A 13,884-nucleotide genomic window follows, 5' to 3' on the forward strand; every position below is an offset into this window, starting at 1 on the left:
AACAAAAAGCCCGCGCGGCAAGCCGGCGGGCTTTCTAATCTGGTTGCGGGAGCAGGACTTGAACCTGCGACCTTCGGGTTATGAGCCCGACGAGCTGCCAACTGCTCCACCCCGCGGGCCGGACTATACGCGGATTGGCGGCGCATTGATACAGAAGAATGCAAAAAGCCCGCTTGCGCGGGCTCTGGACGTAGTGCTGAGGTGAACTTCTGAGAACGACTGCCGACTTGATGATGGTCCCGCCGACAGGAACCATAAAAACGCTGATTCGCGGCTTTTTCTAGCCAGATTTACACTTGTGGATAATGCCGGTGCCACGTCCAGTGCCACGAAAAGCGAATGGTGCCTCTTACGCCAATCGGCGGCGATTACAACGAATGCGTTGTAAAGATGATTTACAGCCCAAACGGTGTAACGGAGAGGCCTCAGCCGCCTATTTTGACCCAAGGCGAAGGGGATGCGATACTGTATATCCATACAGTATTTCCACACCAATCATGGGCAACAGCAAGCTTGCGGCCAAGTGCCATCTCCGGGCAGCGGCGCTTTCAGAACCGCCTAATCAAGCACACGGTATTCTGGGCCGTATCCCAGGCGACTACATCGCTTCTGGCCTAGCGACGCTGCCGATCGCCACAGCGGACGCGCCGCCCCACCACGAGGTGGTGATTGACGCCGGCGCCGCCGGCACGGTCCGACTCTTCATCGAAAAGAAGCGCGTTCGCCACCACCGGCATTCTCACTATTTCTGGTCCGCCTATCGAGCCGAGCCGGTGAGGCCTGACGACCCGGCTTGACGTGTGTCACGTGTGTGCCGGCGGCATTAGAATGCTTCCATCGATGGGGGGTAGACAAATGGACGCAGCTACGAACGACCCCGGGAATTGGCGGGAGGCACCGTTCCTAATTGCCGAATCAGTGGAGAGGTGCCTGAAGTTCACACGCATACCTGGTGTGACAACCCCATACACAGGCATTTCCTTGGTCTGGCAAGGCCAACGCTACTGCGTGGTCAAAGGCGTCGACAACACGGGGCGAGAGCGCCTCATCGAAGTTTTTCGGGTAGACGCTTCCGGGGAACTTCATGCTGTGCCGGCGTTCCGCTATCCGCTACCGTTGTGCGACATGTTTCCCCTTGATTTTGAAGCCTTCTACGACGTTGACCCCTGGGGCGGGCCAGTGGCGGAACTTACCGTCTCTGAGATCGCGAACGGTGCGCGGATGCTCATTGCAACCTCGCCGCACCTTGACGACTAGCAGCAAAAAAGTGCGCGTTAGTATCCGCCGATATAAATTTTGTTCGGTGAGCGCGAAAAAAGTGTGCGGACGAGGATCGAGGCTGGTCAATCTGTCGCTTCCTGGCGAAGGCGTGAGCGGTGCGCCCGCCCCGCCGCCACAGCATCCCGAAGTGCCCGCAGCAGCCTTAGCGCCGCATCGTCCGGCTGCGACGCCACCCGCAGGTCTCGAACAATGCCTATTTGCCGCCGAATGAGTACTCGACCTTCCGCAAGGCGCCGATCCGACTGAGCAATATCCTTCTCGTCCCGCGACATGTCGGGCATGGCGGTCTCCCTATTGTGGGCTGACCGTTATTGTGCCCTGTTCGCCCGTCGGATCCAGCTTTCTGTAGGACCGCGCCGGATACCCGCTCTGTCCGCGTCGGCGCCAGACTGTCCTGACCAACTCAGGAGACGATCATGGCAGCGGACATTCACGTGGTGCCGGCAGGCGATGGCTGGGCAGTCGAGGCGGCCGGCGGCGGCAAGCGCACCACCTACGAAACTCAGGAAGAAGCAATCAAGGCCGGCACCGAGCGCGCCCAGCGCGACAAGGTCGAGCTGCTGATCCATGGCCGGGACGGCCAGATTCGCGAGCGGAATTCCTTCGGCCATGACCCGCGCGACGTTAAGGGCTAAGGCCCATGCCGCACGATTCGGCGGCGGCCTGGCCCAATACTCTGCCGGCCAGCGCCGCGCGCGTGGCGGCTCGAGCCTGAGGGCTCCCGATCAGCAGGTGCGGCGTGTGGGGCCGCGCAAGGCTGGCCAGGTCATCAAGTAGCCTGGCCGGAGAAACGGCAGACGCTTCAATTCAGCATCTGACGACCCAATATCTTCTGGCCCTTTCGGGCGATTCGCGGGAGCGGTGAACGGACTATCCTCGACGCGGCGACACAGCGCTTCAAGGGGAACACCATGAACGTCATCGAAGAGGTCAGGTGCATCTGCGGAACGACCGTGGAGATCTCAGAGTTTCACCTTGGACTTCGGGGCGAGACGGTACCAACGAAGGCACCGTGCCCGATGTGCGGTCGCACGCTGTATGAAGTTGACATCGACGGCATGGTGCTCGTCGAGGTGACCTTGCGCGCGGAGACGCCTGCACTGACTGATTCAAGGTGAGCGGCTCGGCGAGACGCCACCGGAGCGGGTTCAAACGCTTACGGCCCGTCAGCAAATTCATTCACCCGTTTGAATGATTGCATAACCGCTCATTCATGCCACTCTTGAGTGTTTCCACCGTTTTTTCACCCGCATGTGAAAAGGAGGTGCATTTGGATGGGCGTCATAGCGATGTTGGGAGCTACTTTATTCTTCTGGCGGTTCGTGAGCACCCGGGCAGCATTGATCCTCGCGGGATTTCTCGTCCTGGGCCTCCTTTCCTACTGGTCCAGGGCAGATCCTAGCCGGCAGTGCGACGGCAGGACCTGGTTCTGTGACCTCATCCCAGAGGAGACTATCGTCGAGGGACCGCCGCCCTGTCCCGAGGTCGAGCCGATCACCACCCGCATCTTCCAGAGCGACGCCGCAGATGCCGAGGTACACCGCCTCATCGCAAAGGGCGTTTGCCAGGAAGACGCTATCGAAAATGTTCATAGCGGCTGGAAGGCGCCATATGACCCTCAATATGGGTCGTGGTGGCAGAAGCTGCTTCGCTAGCTGGGCCACGCCTCCACCGTCTTTCGGTGCCGCGCTGCGCATTCGCCCAGCGCGCCCAGCAGATCCTTCATCACCCATTCCTGCCAGGCGTCATAGTCGGCGACGGCCAGCGCATCCGGAATCGTGCACGGCGCGGCCAGCGCACTATCGAGCGGCGGCGGCTTGCTTGGCCGCGTCGACGGCGTCGGACATGAGGCGCACCCGGCCAGCGTCAGGGCGGCAATCAGCAGGCAGCTTCGGAGCATTCTTCAGGTCCTTCCGGATGGCGTCGAGTTTGGCGCCGAGGGTGGTCTGGATGCCGGCGAACTCGTCGGCCTTCTGGTGGATCGTGGTACTGGCCGTGCGAAGATCGCCGATCGCCTGGTTGGCGCTGGTCAGGTCCGCCTGGGCGCGCGCGGCGGTCAGCTCGGCGATCTCGGCGTCCTTACGCCAGCCGTTGGCGGCCCAGCCGGCGGCGAAGATACCGGTGGCCAGCAGCACGGCGCCGGCCGCGCGCCATGGCCCGCTCGTGGGGATCGCGATCATGCTGTCACTCCCAGCGCCATCCTCGCGCGCGCCCAGAACTGCTGACGATCGGCCAGCCCGTTCGTGCCGCCGTTGATGGCGCGCGTCAGGCCCACGAAGTCGCCGGCATCGGCAAAGCGGCTCAGGTTCCTCGCCTTCCAGTACCAGCCAGCGGAAGCTGCTGCGGCGTCCGGCTGCTCGAGTAGCGTGGGCATGGCCAGCAGATCCAGGTGGAGCCCCAGCCCGCACAGCAGGTAGTTCTTCCGCCCAGTGATCTGAATCAGCCCGCGGCCCATGAACCGCTTACCGTCTCCCGGCTCGGTGTTTCCGAGGTCGGCGCGCCCTTCGTAGCGCAGTTGCGCTGGCGTCGGACCCCAGATCTCGCGTGTGTAGAGCAACTGGCCGGACTCGTGCGCGAGTTGGGCGAGCCATCCGGCCACGCGAGCCGGCGTGGAAATGTCGAAGCGCTGGGCGGCGTCTACGAGCGGCAGCGCGAACACGTCGGCGCGGCGCCCGGCCGCCGGCATGATGGCGCGGAGGATTGCGGGCGTGATCATTGTCCAATCCCCTTGCGCACGTCTGCCGCGATGTCGTCGATGCCTGCGCCCTGCCGCTCGACGATGTAGTTGAACAGCCAGCGGACGATGGCCCACCCCGGCAGGCCGCAGGAGAAAACCAAGCCGAGCATGGCCACCAGCCCGATCGGTGTCTGCGCCCAGGCCTGCAGTTCAAAGTGCTGAATCACCGCAGCTCCGCCACCAATCGAGCCCATGACAGTGCTGATCAGGCCCACCGCCCACTCGCGCGGGCTGCGCGGCGTGGTCATACACATGACGACGATGGCTGCCAGCCCGGCGCCAATGGCCCCCGCGCCGGCCAGACCGCCGATAAGTTTCCAGCCTGCTACCCCTGCGGCTCCGCCGCTGATAGGTTCGGACATGAGATTCCCCGGAAATGAAAAAGCCCGCCGAAGCGGGCAAATAAAAAACCGCCCGAAGGCGGTTGTCAGAGCGGTCTGAGCCTACGCTTTGGCGCTCGGCTTCGAGACCTTTCCTAGCAAGAGTAGGTCCGTCACTTTCATCGGCTTGATTATGTACTCGGAGATGACGACCGACATAAGGAGGCATACCGCCAGCGTCACTATTCCATCCAACACTGCATTCCCGGCGATGAAAGGCGTCTTTACGAAGAACAGGTGAATTGCGTATATCGCGAGCGTGCGCTCACCGATATAGATGAGGAATGTAGTCACCCAGCGCTGTGCGCCCCCAGAAGCGGTAAACGCCTGTGCCCACCCAAAAAAAACTATGGTTCCAACCACGGCAAACATCGCTTGGTATAGCGAACCTATGCCGATGTAGACGGTGTACCAAGCAGTCGACATGGGAAGACTTAACGACTTCTGCAACATGAATCCGACCGGCGGTGGGCTCAGTCGGTCCCATATCAGGACGGCAAAAGGGTACGCGATGCTTGCCGCAACGACGAAGACCGCGGCGCGCTTACCAACCATTGCCATAATCGGCTTGTGGAATATCCCTGCAACAAAGAACGGCCATTCGATGGCAATTAGGCCAGAGCCCAACGCGTGGAAATGAACGCTGGCGTGAAGAAACAGCGCCCACACCACTACTGCCCCGACAAAAAAAGGAAGCCGCACAGCGGCCGAGAGCACCTTCAAGGCATCCGCAACCACGCTCATCACGAAGAGCACCCAGAGAAACCACAGGCCATAGTCTGGGCTCTTGTACAGCCTCGTGAAGTAGATTTCCAGTGATGGTCGATCAGACGACAAGGCGTATTCCAGCAAATACCATGCGATGAACGGGACTAGCAACTGAACGCCCCGGCGCACCACGCTCGGGCCGAAATCATGCACCGACATACGCGTTGGTTTCAACGCAAACACCATCCCACAAATGACGAAAAACATGGGCATGTGGAACATCTGAATGCAGTTGAATAGGATCGATGTGCCGGACGTGCTCACCCTGTTCAGCGCGATGTGGCCGATAACCACCAGAAGAATCGCGAGACCCTTGTAGACGTCGAGTGCGTCGACGCGCAGCGACCGCTTCAAGGCCGCCCCGTCGACCGTCATGTTCTTCATATGTATGCCCCTCCCGTTTCTTTTCTGACCGGATTATACGGGGTGTCAGATCGATCAAATGCCCGCTGAAGCCTCCACTGGCATTGCTGGCCATGTCACCGGTCGGGCTGTTAGGTCGGTCCGGTTCAACTCGACCCGATATGTCTTCCACGCTGTGAGTAGCGTCATTTCAGCGGGCGTTGCGACCTTCAGGTCCACCGCGTCCTGGAGTGGTGCGATACGGACTGCGGCCGCGGTGAGGAGTGCGTCTCGCGTGGCAGCGTTCTCCGAGGGTGTCGGAACGTAGACAGGCGGCGTCGGATCATCAGTAGGTACGAGGGTGACGGGGTACGGGGCTGGTAGCGCTTCGCCGTCGACGAAGAACGTCCAACCTCCGCCCTCGGCAGAAAGGGCCTCAACATTGTCTTCAAATGCAAATACCGTCCCAGTGGCGACATCTCGGAAATAACGCATATCGTTCCTTTGATTACGTGCGCAACTCATACCACGACGTGAGCGTCACGGTGTTGAGATTTCGGACCTCATAGGTGTAGCCGGCCGGGACAATGGCTGTCGTCAAGAACGCCTGTGCGGTACCCGTCGTGTTGCTGTAGTTCCCAATCAGTGCACCGTTGAGGTATAGACCGGCCGCCTGGCCACTCCCTACTGTCGCCTGTACGTAGATGAGGATCGGTTTGCCAGTGCTATTGGTGTACACAGTGCCAAGCGCCCGGGACGCCGTGACGTTCTGCAACGTCTGCCCTACCCCGAACACCTGGTCGTAGCGAGCAGCGTGCGCTGCAGTCGTGGCCGCGGCGACGCTGAACGGCTTGGTGGCATCGCCATTCACCGCTGCGGCCGAGGCCTTCAGATTGGCAAGGATGGTTGCGGTCGTGCCATCGTCGAGCACATCTAGCCCGGTCCTGTCCGAGATGAACTGAGCCAGCACGGCCGCCATAATGCTCGACTGGCGCCACACCTTGTTGAGCTGCGCCGACTGGGCGACGCCAGCCGAGAAGCCGGCACTACGTGCGGTCAGGCCAGAGTACGCGGACTGCGAAATAACGTTGGCGCCGGCACCGCCGCCGAAAACCAGAAAGTCGTTTGCCATATTTTCCTTTTTACAGGGGGGTACCCCAGGCGCCGGTGTCGAACCCGGCGACCAGGTCATTGCTCATGTCGAAGCCGAAGATCGGCGCGCCGTCTACCGATGTCACGATGACGATACTGATGCGCACCCCTTCGGGCTTCAGTGGAATCAGGCCGTTGGCCAGCAGCGCCAGAAAAACCGCCGAGGGGATGACGCCGGATATGTCGATGGTCATCGACATATCCTGGTTGTCTTGGATGAAGACGAAGGTGCCGCCGTTGAAGATCGAGTCGAGGATTTTCTTCGACGATTCGAGCGTGCCGTCCCAGTGGTTTGCGCCGATCTTTGCACGAAGCACCAGCCTGTAGGTCTCGTCGTCCAGTCGAGTCAGCCCGGTATCCGGATCGAACGGCCCCTTCCAGTTGCCCTGATCGAACCCGAGCCCCTCGATGTCGAAAGAGAAGTAGACGTCGGTCAGCGGCAGCGGCACGTTGCGCGAGATCCCAACCCAACGCCCGACGTCGTCTAGCTGCGCATCGACGGCAGTGTCCAGATCGAACTTCCCCGGCATGCTGCCCAACAGGTTCTGCAGATCCACCATCGGCTGCGCCAGCGCCTCGACCACTGCCATGAAGGCCGGCCGCTGGTTGTGCTCGCTCGTGATCCGGTCGGTGTACTTGGTGATGTCCGTCATATCACACCACCGTCAGAGTCACGGCGGCCGGCGTGCACGCGGCGACCTGGTTGAATGCCACGGCTACGTCAGGCACGCCGGCGCCGCCCGGGCCGGTCAGCGCCAGCGCTGTCAGCTTGAAAGCGGTACCGCCCCCCACGCTGTTGGCTGCCGTGATCGAGTCCGCCCACTCCACGGCGCCAGACTCGCCACCGCCGATGGCCACCGCATTGATGTAGTCGGAGACGGCCTTCTTGATGGCGTCGCCCACGGCCGATGTGTAGCCGGAGAGCGCCTTAATGGTCACCGCGACCGACACGTTGGCTGTCGATGGACGGTAGAACCTGATCGTGATCGGCCGGCCGTAGACGTCGAGCACCACGATGGCAGTCGTGCCGTACGTCCCAGATCCAGGCGTCTTCTTTGCGGCGATGGCCTGGGCAATCGCCGTGGCGTCGCCCCCCTCGACCACCAGCGAGATGGAATGGGCCGGGATTCCGTTGGCGTCGGTCGCGTTCGCGTCGTTCTCATACGCCGCCAGCCGCGTGACGCCTGCGATGTTCGACACCGCCCCGATGATGCCGTCTAGCACCGTCAGGGACGGCAGCGCCGTCGAGACCGTTTGCCGCTGGCGCAGCGCCGCATCCTTCTCCACGGGCGCGCCTTCGGCTGCCGCGCTTGGGTTCGTCACCGACTGCCATCCAAGGGTCGGCGTGCCAATCTGGTTGATCGTGCCGGCCGCCGCCGATACCGCCCCGAGCGTCTGGCATGTGGCCGTCACCGTGATCTGGCCGCCGGGCGGAATGGTGATCGAAGCCGGCAGCGCCCACTTGTTGCCGTTCGTGTCCTTGGCGATGCCGTTGTTGATCGGCCGTCCCGCCTGCCCGACAACAACCAGATCGGCGCTCGAGAACGAAGCCGCCTTCCTGGCAATGCCGTTGATCTTCACGTTGCTCGACAGCGCATCCTCCTGCGCCGTGGCCGGGCTGAACGACCGGTAGATCGAGATCGCCACGGCGTTGGCGTCGTTGATCGCCGAAGCGAAGACCGCGAGAAGCTGTCCATCCTGGCTGTCCGCCTCAAGATAGACATCGGGCCCGTAGATGGCGCGGTACTGGTCCTGCAGGTATTCCAGCACTTCGGCGTATGTGGGCGCCGTGATGCCGCTGGCATCGATCGTCGGTGCGGTCGTGGTGATTGCCATTACAGAGTCGCCTCAACGGTGGTGGTGCCGTAGATAGTGCTGATGGTTGCGGTCACGCTCAGCGCCCGCTTCTCGGTATCGACCGAGCTGGAATACGCCGTGATCTGCTGCACGCCTCGCGTGCCCAGGATCCGCTGGCGGATCGCCGCGTCGTAGGTGCCGTTGGTGTACTTGCCCAGAACCTCTGTGCTCCACGGCATCCCTGCGGACTTGTCGAGGAACCATTCCCCGCGCAGCAGTCGCAGCCGCGTGAGCACGGCCTGGCCAACCGCCTCGGGCGTGTCCTTGTAGAAGTCGGCCTGCTGCCCACCGAAGACGTAGTCTCCAGTGGCCGATAGCTTTCGGTACCGCATGGGAATCCTCAGTTGACGTTGCCGCTATTACCGCTGCCAGGCTGCACGCCGTTGTGGGTGTGGGTGTCGTCCACGCGCTTTCCGTTCGCGGTGATCTGCCCGATGACGTTCAGCACCCCGTTGAACACAGCGGCAGCCCCGCTCACGGCGCTGCCTACTAGGCCGCCGACGAACGTCAGGAGTCCCGTGACCGTCACGGCAGCCGAGAAGGTGGACAGCGGTGCGACGACGTCGAACCCGCCAGGCGCAACGATCTTGACCTTTTGCAAGGTCGGATTCATCTCGATGTACGTCGAACCATCTTCCGACCGGAGCTGAGTCGCGGTGGTGCTCACGCCCGTCAACGCCCGCGGCCGTGACCGGAATCCCAGGAGCACGAACCCGTCCGACAGGTCGTGCATCCGGATTTCCGCCTGCTCCTGCACCCCACCAGACTGCCACCAACCGTCGATACAGCGTGACGCAAAAACGACGAGGCATTCGTCGTCTGGAGCAACGGGGAAGGTCAGACTACAATTCCCGCCAGATGGGAACTGCACCGGGCAGTCCACCAGCAGCGGCAGGGACACTGAGACGGTTGTCCCGTCCTGCTGGCGCACCTTGACCTTGATGCAGGGCTGCACCTCGCAGGTCATGGCCATGGGGTTGAACGACTGGATGATTCCGGGGAGTGCCGTCCAGATCCCAGCACGCATCCCATCCAACGCTTCCCGAAGGGCTGTTTCGGGGTCACCTACTCTCTCTCGTCTGTCCATGGGATTGTTATGAAGAAGCTGGTACTGATCGTTGCAATGGCCGTTCCCGCGGTCGCCAATGCAGAGCAACTGGCAGATGGAGAGGCCGTGACCATTGTCGGAATCGTCAAGTCAACCAGGGGGTACGGCGTAGCAAACGGAAGGGTCGCGGAGATTGAGACCTTTTCCCTGATGCCAACCCAATCCGATCCACGGTTTCCACAGGGATTGACCATCAAGCCAGCGCCGGTTACGGGCCTGACTGAATTTCGCGACTTGCCGCTTATAGAAGTCGCTGCAGATTGTGTGATCAGACTCAAGAGATCACAGCAGCGCCCGATCTGCGAGTTGCGCGCTTACGAAGCTGCGAAGACAGCGCCGTCCGTTTCCTATGAGACGCGCCAACGGCAGGAAAGCATCGAGTCTGCAGAAATCAAGATGCGCTCATTCGATCGGGCCACGGTGGGCAGAACTGCCTACATTTTTGCAACGCCGATCGATGAGCTGATCCCTCGCGCGGCAATGGTTGCTATCCTCTACCGCGATACACCGTGCGCGCTGCCCCTTAGCGGCGCCCAAGATTTGCGCGCCGCCGAATCGCTGTATGGACGCGGGCTGGTACCAGCGTGCTGGGGCAAGCTCGTTACCCCAACGAAAGATGCAGTGATCATCGTGACCAAGTTCGGCGACTCGCGGAGGGAGTCATTGCTCAACTACGCCGAGACAAAAATTCAGCCCGATGGCTCGGCTCAGTTCATCAGGCCAGCTATGTCACGCGACGAGTTCATGAAGAACGTGAACGAGTATCACAGGGCGCTGCACTAGCCGAACTTCTTTACTACGATGACGTTCTCTGGGGGCACGGCGGCCTTGTCAATGAAGAAATTTGGCAGGTCGGTCACGTCCGCTGCCAGGCAGATCACGTCTGTGTAGTATTCATTTCCGCGCGTATCACCGGAGTGCTCCGCAACCATCACGTAGTAGAACCCGTCGTCCTGCAGCTTTGCCTGTTTCTCGATTCGCTCGTTCTGTGCCTGCTGCCCCACGTTCAGGCTGTACTCGTACCGTTGCACGCTGGCATTGTCGATGTGGATCAGCCGCCCAATCCTCACGCTGGGGTTCAGCAGCATCTTGATGGTGATGCCATTCTGGGTCTGCACCGGCATCCCCACCATGCCGGTCTCCGCGGTGATCACAGGGATGTCACCGGGCATGTACGACGTCTCAGGCACCAGGATGGCCTTCCCGTCCTGAATACTCCACACCGCCTGCTGCGTGCGGGCCGTCCAGCGCATGAAGTCCCTGGCCATGCCGAACATCACTTTCCCGCGAGGCAGCGGATTCTTCGGCAGTTCCAGCGTGTATCCCTGCGTCACGCCGTACGGGTTCATGGCCGTGCAGGCTGCCGCGACATGGTCGGCCGGTGTCGAGCCGGCGGCCAGCGTCGTGTTCACCACCGCGAAGTTGTACGCTGAATCGCCGTCCGCTGCGGTGATGTCCAGATACGTGTCCGTCTGGCTTTCCCGGCCGCGTCTTACCTGTTTGATGCTGCCGTCGAACAGGATGCCGAAATTTCCTTCGTAGCCGCCCTGCACCACGATGCGCGTGAACTCCTTCTCGATCCGCTGTTTGGTGTTCTCGGAGACGTTGTACACCCTCACACGGGCCGAGTTTGGCGTCTGCAGGTCGCCGCGACTGATCTTGAACACGCACCGCAGCTCCGACAGCTCGGTCGCGGCACCGCCGGACCGGCCGACCAGGATGGAGATCTTTCGGCCGTACTGTTTCGTACCCATCAGTCCATCACCCAGAAAACATGCGACCCGATGCCCAGGTCTTCAAACGTCGGAACGTCGTCGGGATCGGAGGCGCCCTGTACCCAGAGCCGCCCCCCGAAGCCAAGATGCCCATACTGCCCCAGCAGGTCCGCACCGGTCACAAGCGGGATGCCGCTCACGATTGGCTCGTTGCTCGTGTCGGCAATGTCCAGCACCCATCCGGCGCCGCCGGCGTCGCGATATTGCACCGTAATTTGGTAGTCCACGCCGCTGAGCGTCACCGTGAAGCGCTGCGGATCTGGCGAGAGAGGGATCTCGTAGTAGTTCATCACGTCCCCCATCGGCTCGGCGGTACCGAACCTCCCGGCGCTGGTGTAGCCGGCTTCGCGGCCTTCGTCCCGGTGTTCTGGGTCTCGGCTGTGGCCTGCGGGGAGGCCTGGTTTTCCTTCGGCGGCAGCCTGGTCGCTTGCGTCTGCACGATCCGGATCTGCTTCAGCGTCGCAGTGACGCTCAGCGCTTCGCCGGTTTTCTGGTCCTTGACCACGCGCAGCGACTTGAACAGCATGTCGTGGTACATGCGCGTCGACGTGACGACGTCGAAAGGCTGACGCGTTTCCTGCAGAGCGATGAGCTGCGAGTACACCGAGCTGATGTAATCGACTGACGGCAGGCCGCCCCCGGTGAAGAGCGATTCCAGCGTGCCGATCAGCGCGGCCAGGTCGGCATTCGACCAGCCGCATTGGATCGTCACCTCGGGCTGCAGCTTGAACGCATGGTCGTTGATCTGGGCACCCTTCTCGACCGGATGCTCAGTGATCTGCAGCTCGTCCTGGTGCGCTTCCTCAAACGTGCAGCCGATCTTCACCGGGCCAATGGTCTTCGGCACCAGGGTGATGATGTCGAGGAAACTCACGAGATTGCCCCCTGCATGTTGCGCACCATGTCGTCATTCACCTGGCGCTGCCCTTCGTTGACTGCGCGCCCGGCTGCCGCCGGGTCTGACACGCCATACAGATTGATGGTGGTCTGCTGGTGCAATTCCGCAGCCGAACGTCCGCGCAAGGCCGCTTCACGTGCCTTGACTGCTTCCTCAACGCCTGGCCGCTCGTAGTACCGCGACACGATCTCGCCCGCCTGCTGGGCGTTCTGTGCAGCGCGTAGCAGTTGCCCAGCCCGTGCCTCTGCACCCTGCGTCAACTCGTAGTTCACGAACTGCAGCTGCTCCATCAGGGACGAGTCCCGGATGTCCTTTCCGGCCCACGCCTTGAAATTCGCCTGACGGTCTGGATGCCATTGCGCGACGCCATAGGCACGACCGTTGTCGCCGACGGCCTGGTGGTTCAGGCCGCTGGTGCTTTCACGCTGCAAGTTGGCTACGATGCCGGCGGCTTGTTCAGGAGACCACCCCATCCGCTGGAAGAACGAGACCGCATCGACTCCGGCATTCCCCGAGCCCGCTGGCTGCCTTGCGGCGCCGCGCCGGCGCGCCAGCTCAGCATCCTCGCCGTTGTTCAGGCCGCCGCTATGGAAGAGCAACGCGGCGGCGCCGCCGATCCGAGCTGCCCACGGCAGGAAGCGAGCCAGCCAGCCAGCGCCCGCGCCAGCAGCTGCGCCAGCACCAGCGGCACCCCCAGCAGCAGTAACGCCGCCGGCAGCCGCCGCAGCGGCATTGGCCGCGCCCAGCGCGCGCACCGCCGCGACCATCTTCCAGATGCCGCTGACGATTTTGAAGCCGCCCAGCGCGCCGAACGCGCCAACCAGCAGCATGATCTTTGTCGACCAGCCGTCCGTGGCCTTGTCCAGCTCGATGAACTGGTCGACCAGCCACGACAGGGGTGGGCCGAGCGCAGTGGCTGCGGCCAGGATCGCGGCGGCAATGTCTGCGGCACGATCAGCGATCTCGTCCGAATGATCTTCGAACCACTTCTGGAGGCGATCGAGCTGCGGCCCCACCTTGCGCAGCAGCGCGCCCTCCACCTTGATGCCGAAGTTCTCGAACGTGGTGCCCAAGCCCCGCAGAGCGACCATGAACTGGTGCGCGTCCTCGGCCGCCTTGTCCAGGCCGTTGCGCCGGGACATCTCCCGGTACTGCTGCATGAACTTGGCGAAATCGCCATCGCGCATGGCCAGCAGCAGGTTCTCGTCGATGCCGAGCGTCTGGCCGTACTGGCTGGCTAGCCACGTCGGATGCTTGGCCAGCTCGGCGCCCAGGTCGGACAGGATGTCGACGGTATCCCGCAGCTCGCCGTTCGCGTCGCGCGTCTGCACGCCCAGCGTCGCCAGGTATCCCTCGCCGGCCGGATTGTTCCGCAGGAACTTGGCCAGGCTCTCCACCGCACCGAAGGCCGTCTCGGTCGAGATGCCCAGATTCCGCGCTGCGAAGTCAAACGCCTTCAGGCTGGTGGCCGCCGCGCCGGTGCGCTTCGAGACGAAGTACAGGTTCTCCAGCTTCGACGCCAGCGCCGAGACGCCCACGCTGACGGCCAGCGCTGATGCCGAGATGGTCGTCACCAGCTGCTTGAC

At 62.3% G+C, this 13,884-nt stretch carries 18 protein-coding genes and 1 tRNA gene; 4 read left to right on the forward strand and 15 right to left on the reverse strand.

Annotated elements, in window-relative coordinates; all coding sequences use genetic code 11:
* Positions 1-40: 40 nt before the first annotated feature.
* Positions 41-116: transfer RNA gene (locus AC1DEL_RS04965), tRNA-Met, on the reverse strand.
* Positions 117-497: 381 nt separating this feature from the next.
* On the opposite strand from AC1DEL_RS04965, the gene AC1DEL_RS04970 reads away from it, so the two are divergent.
* The 3 genes from AC1DEL_RS04970 to AC1DEL_RS04980 all read left to right on the forward strand — a co-directional run bounded on the left by AC1DEL_RS04970 (position 498) and on the right by AC1DEL_RS04980 (position 2,399).
* Complete coding sequence (locus tag AC1DEL_RS04970; protein WP_477125525.1) at positions 498-797, forward strand: hypothetical protein; 300 nt, start codon at positions 498-500, stop codon at positions 795-797.
* A 900-nt stretch (positions 798-1,697) separates the two neighbouring features.
* The gene (locus AC1DEL_RS04975; protein ID WP_409558911.1) at positions 1,698-1,916 is read left to right on the forward strand and encodes a DUF2188 domain-containing protein; all 219 of its coding nucleotides are present in this window, start codon (positions 1,698-1,700) and stop codon (positions 1,914-1,916) included.
* Between the two features lie 276 nt (positions 1,917-2,192).
* Entirely contained in the window at positions 2,193-2,399 is a 207-nt protein-coding gene (locus AC1DEL_RS04980) for a hypothetical protein (protein ID WP_313817938.1), read from the forward strand.
* 681 nt (positions 2,400-3,080) lie between these two features.
* Here the strand turns inward: AC1DEL_RS04980 and AC1DEL_RS04985 are convergent.
* The 10 genes from AC1DEL_RS04985 to AC1DEL_RS05030 form a co-directional block, all read right to left on the reverse strand.
* Complete coding sequence (locus tag AC1DEL_RS04985) at positions 3,081-3,461, reverse strand: hypothetical protein (RefSeq protein ID WP_313817936.1); 381 nt, start codon at positions 3,459-3,461, stop codon at positions 3,081-3,083.
* Positions 3,458-3,997 (reverse strand): glycoside hydrolase family 19 protein, encoded by a 540-nt coding sequence (locus AC1DEL_RS04990; protein WP_313817934.1) that lies wholly within the window; start codon positions 3,995-3,997, stop codon positions 3,458-3,460. The genes AC1DEL_RS04985 and AC1DEL_RS04990 overlap by 4 nt, the downstream gene beginning before the upstream one ends.
* Entirely contained in the window at positions 3,994-4,380 is a 387-nt protein-coding gene (locus AC1DEL_RS04995) for a hypothetical protein (protein WP_313817933.1), read from the reverse strand. Before AC1DEL_RS04995 ends, AC1DEL_RS04990 begins: the two co-directional genes overlap by 4 nt.
* A gap of 81 nt (positions 4,381-4,461) precedes the next feature.
* Positions 4,462-5,550 carry an acyltransferase family protein gene (locus AC1DEL_RS05000; RefSeq protein ID WP_313817931.1) on the reverse strand — a complete coding sequence of 363 codons (1,089 nt, stop codon included), beginning with the start codon at positions 5,548-5,550 and terminating at the stop codon, positions 4,462-4,464.
* A gap of 54 nt (positions 5,551-5,604) precedes the next feature.
* On the reverse strand, positions 5,605-6,033 hold the full coding sequence (locus AC1DEL_RS05005; protein WP_477144951.1) for a tail fiber assembly protein: 429 nt from the start codon (positions 6,031-6,033) through the stop codon (positions 5,605-5,607).
* Positions 6,017-6,640 (reverse strand): hypothetical protein, encoded by a 624-nt coding sequence (locus AC1DEL_RS05010; protein WP_313817929.1) that lies wholly within the window; start codon positions 6,638-6,640, stop codon positions 6,017-6,019. Before AC1DEL_RS05010 ends, AC1DEL_RS05005 begins: the two co-directional genes overlap by 17 nt.
* A gap of 10 nt (positions 6,641-6,650) precedes the next feature.
* A complete protein-coding gene (locus tag AC1DEL_RS05015) occupies positions 6,651-7,313 on the reverse strand; it encodes a DUF2612 domain-containing protein (RefSeq protein ID WP_477125522.1) in 663 nt (220 codons plus the stop codon).
* A 1-nt stretch (position 7,314) separates the two neighbouring features.
* Positions 7,315-8,496, reverse strand: coding sequence for a baseplate J/gp47 family protein (locus AC1DEL_RS05020; RefSeq protein ID WP_477125521.1), 1,182 nt, complete (start codon positions 8,494-8,496; stop codon positions 7,315-7,317).
* The gene (locus AC1DEL_RS05025) at positions 8,496-8,849 is read right to left on the reverse strand and encodes a contractile injection system sheath initiator (protein WP_313817923.1); all 354 of its coding nucleotides are present in this window, start codon (positions 8,847-8,849) and stop codon (positions 8,496-8,498) included. Before AC1DEL_RS05025 ends, AC1DEL_RS05020 begins: the two co-directional genes overlap by 1 nt.
* An 8-nt stretch (positions 8,850-8,857) precedes the next feature.
* On the reverse strand, positions 8,858-9,604 hold the full coding sequence (locus tag AC1DEL_RS05030; RefSeq protein WP_477125520.1) for a Gp138 family membrane-puncturing spike protein: 747 nt from the start codon (positions 9,602-9,604) through the stop codon (positions 8,858-8,860).
* Between the two features lie 9 nt (positions 9,605-9,613).
* Here AC1DEL_RS05030 and AC1DEL_RS05035 point away from each other — a divergent pair, with 9 nt between their 5' ends.
* Entirely contained in the window at positions 9,614-10,408 is a 795-nt protein-coding gene (locus AC1DEL_RS05035) for a hypothetical protein (RefSeq protein WP_477125519.1), read from the forward strand.
* Here AC1DEL_RS05035 and AC1DEL_RS05040 read toward each other — a convergent pair.
* From AC1DEL_RS05040 to AC1DEL_RS05055, 4 genes are read right to left on the reverse strand one after another with little or no spacing between them, the layout of a single operon-like run.
* Positions 10,405-11,379: a phage protein gene (locus AC1DEL_RS05040; RefSeq protein WP_477125518.1), complete on the reverse strand. Its 975-nt coding sequence runs from the start codon at positions 11,377-11,379 to the stop codon at positions 10,405-10,407. The genes AC1DEL_RS05035 and AC1DEL_RS05040 overlap by 4 nt on opposite strands.
* Positions 11,379-11,690 (reverse strand): phage baseplate plug family protein, encoded by a 312-nt coding sequence (locus tag AC1DEL_RS05045; protein WP_477125517.1) that lies wholly within the window; start codon positions 11,688-11,690, stop codon positions 11,379-11,381. Before AC1DEL_RS05045 ends, AC1DEL_RS05040 begins: the two co-directional genes overlap by 1 nt.
* Positions 11,690-12,274 (reverse strand): phage baseplate protein, encoded by a 585-nt coding sequence (locus tag AC1DEL_RS05050; protein WP_477125516.1) that lies wholly within the window; start codon positions 12,272-12,274, stop codon positions 11,690-11,692. The genes AC1DEL_RS05045 and AC1DEL_RS05050 overlap by 1 nt, the downstream gene beginning before the upstream one ends.
* Entirely contained in the window at positions 12,271-13,872 is a 1,602-nt protein-coding gene (locus tag AC1DEL_RS05055) for a phage tail tip lysozyme (RefSeq protein ID WP_477125515.1), read from the reverse strand. The genes AC1DEL_RS05050 and AC1DEL_RS05055 overlap by 4 nt, the downstream gene beginning before the upstream one ends.
* Between the last annotated feature and the right edge of the window lie 12 nt (positions 13,873-13,884).

The organism is Cupriavidus sp. 10L43_2 (assembly GCF_056395265.1).

Excerpts from the sequence above, each read along its gene's own strand:
- AC1DEL_RS04970 (WP_477125525.1), top strand. The coding sequence starts at position 498 with ATGGGCAACAGCAAGCTTGCGGCCAAGTGCCATCTCCGGGCAGCGGCG.
- AC1DEL_RS04975 (WP_409558911.1), top strand. The coding sequence starts at position 1,698 with ATGGCAGCGGACATTCACGTGGTGCCGGCAGGCGATGGCTGGGCAGTC.
- AC1DEL_RS04980 (WP_313817938.1), top strand. The coding sequence starts at position 2,193 with ATGAACGTCATCGAAGAGGTCAGGTGCATCTGCGGAACGACCGTGGAG.
- AC1DEL_RS04985 (WP_313817936.1), bottom strand. The coding sequence starts at position 3,461 with ATGATCGCGATCCCCACGAGCGGGCCATGGCGCGCGGCCGGCGCCGTG.
- AC1DEL_RS04990 (WP_313817934.1), bottom strand. The coding sequence starts at position 3,997 with ATGATCACGCCCGCAATCCTCCGCGCCATCATGCCGGCGGCCGGGCGC.
- AC1DEL_RS04995 (WP_313817933.1), bottom strand. The coding sequence starts at position 4,380 with ATGTCCGAACCTATCAGCGGCGGAGCCGCAGGGGTAGCAGGCTGGAAA.
- AC1DEL_RS05000 (WP_313817931.1), bottom strand. The coding sequence starts at position 5,550 with ATGAAGAACATGACGGTCGACGGGGCGGCCTTGAAGCGGTCGCTGCGC.
- AC1DEL_RS05005 (WP_477144951.1), bottom strand. The coding sequence starts at position 6,033 with ATGAGTTGCGCACGTAATCAAAGGAACGATATGCGTTATTTCCGAGAT.
- AC1DEL_RS05010 (WP_313817929.1), bottom strand. The coding sequence starts at position 6,640 with ATGGCAAACGACTTTCTGGTTTTCGGCGGCGGTGCCGGCGCCAACGTT.
- AC1DEL_RS05015 (WP_477125522.1), bottom strand. The coding sequence starts at position 7,313 with ATGACGGACATCACCAAGTACACCGACCGGATCACGAGCGAGCACAAC.
- AC1DEL_RS05020 (WP_477125521.1), bottom strand. The coding sequence starts at position 8,496 with ATGGCAATCACCACGACCGCACCGACGATCGATGCCAGCGGCATCACG.
- AC1DEL_RS05025 (WP_313817923.1), bottom strand. The coding sequence starts at position 8,849 with ATGCGGTACCGAAAGCTATCGGCCACTGGAGACTACGTCTTCGGTGGG.
- AC1DEL_RS05030 (WP_477125520.1), bottom strand. The coding sequence starts at position 9,604 with ATGGACAGACGAGAGAGAGTAGGTGACCCCGAAACAGCCCTTCGGGAA.
- AC1DEL_RS05035 (WP_477125519.1), top strand. The coding sequence starts at position 9,614 with ATGAAGAAGCTGGTACTGATCGTTGCAATGGCCGTTCCCGCGGTCGCC.
- AC1DEL_RS05040 (WP_477125518.1), bottom strand. The coding sequence starts at position 11,379 with ATGGGTACGAAACAGTACGGCCGAAAGATCTCCATCCTGGTCGGCCGG.
- AC1DEL_RS05045 (WP_477125517.1), bottom strand. The coding sequence starts at position 11,690 with ATGAACTACTACGAGATCCCTCTCTCGCCAGATCCGCAGCGCTTCACG.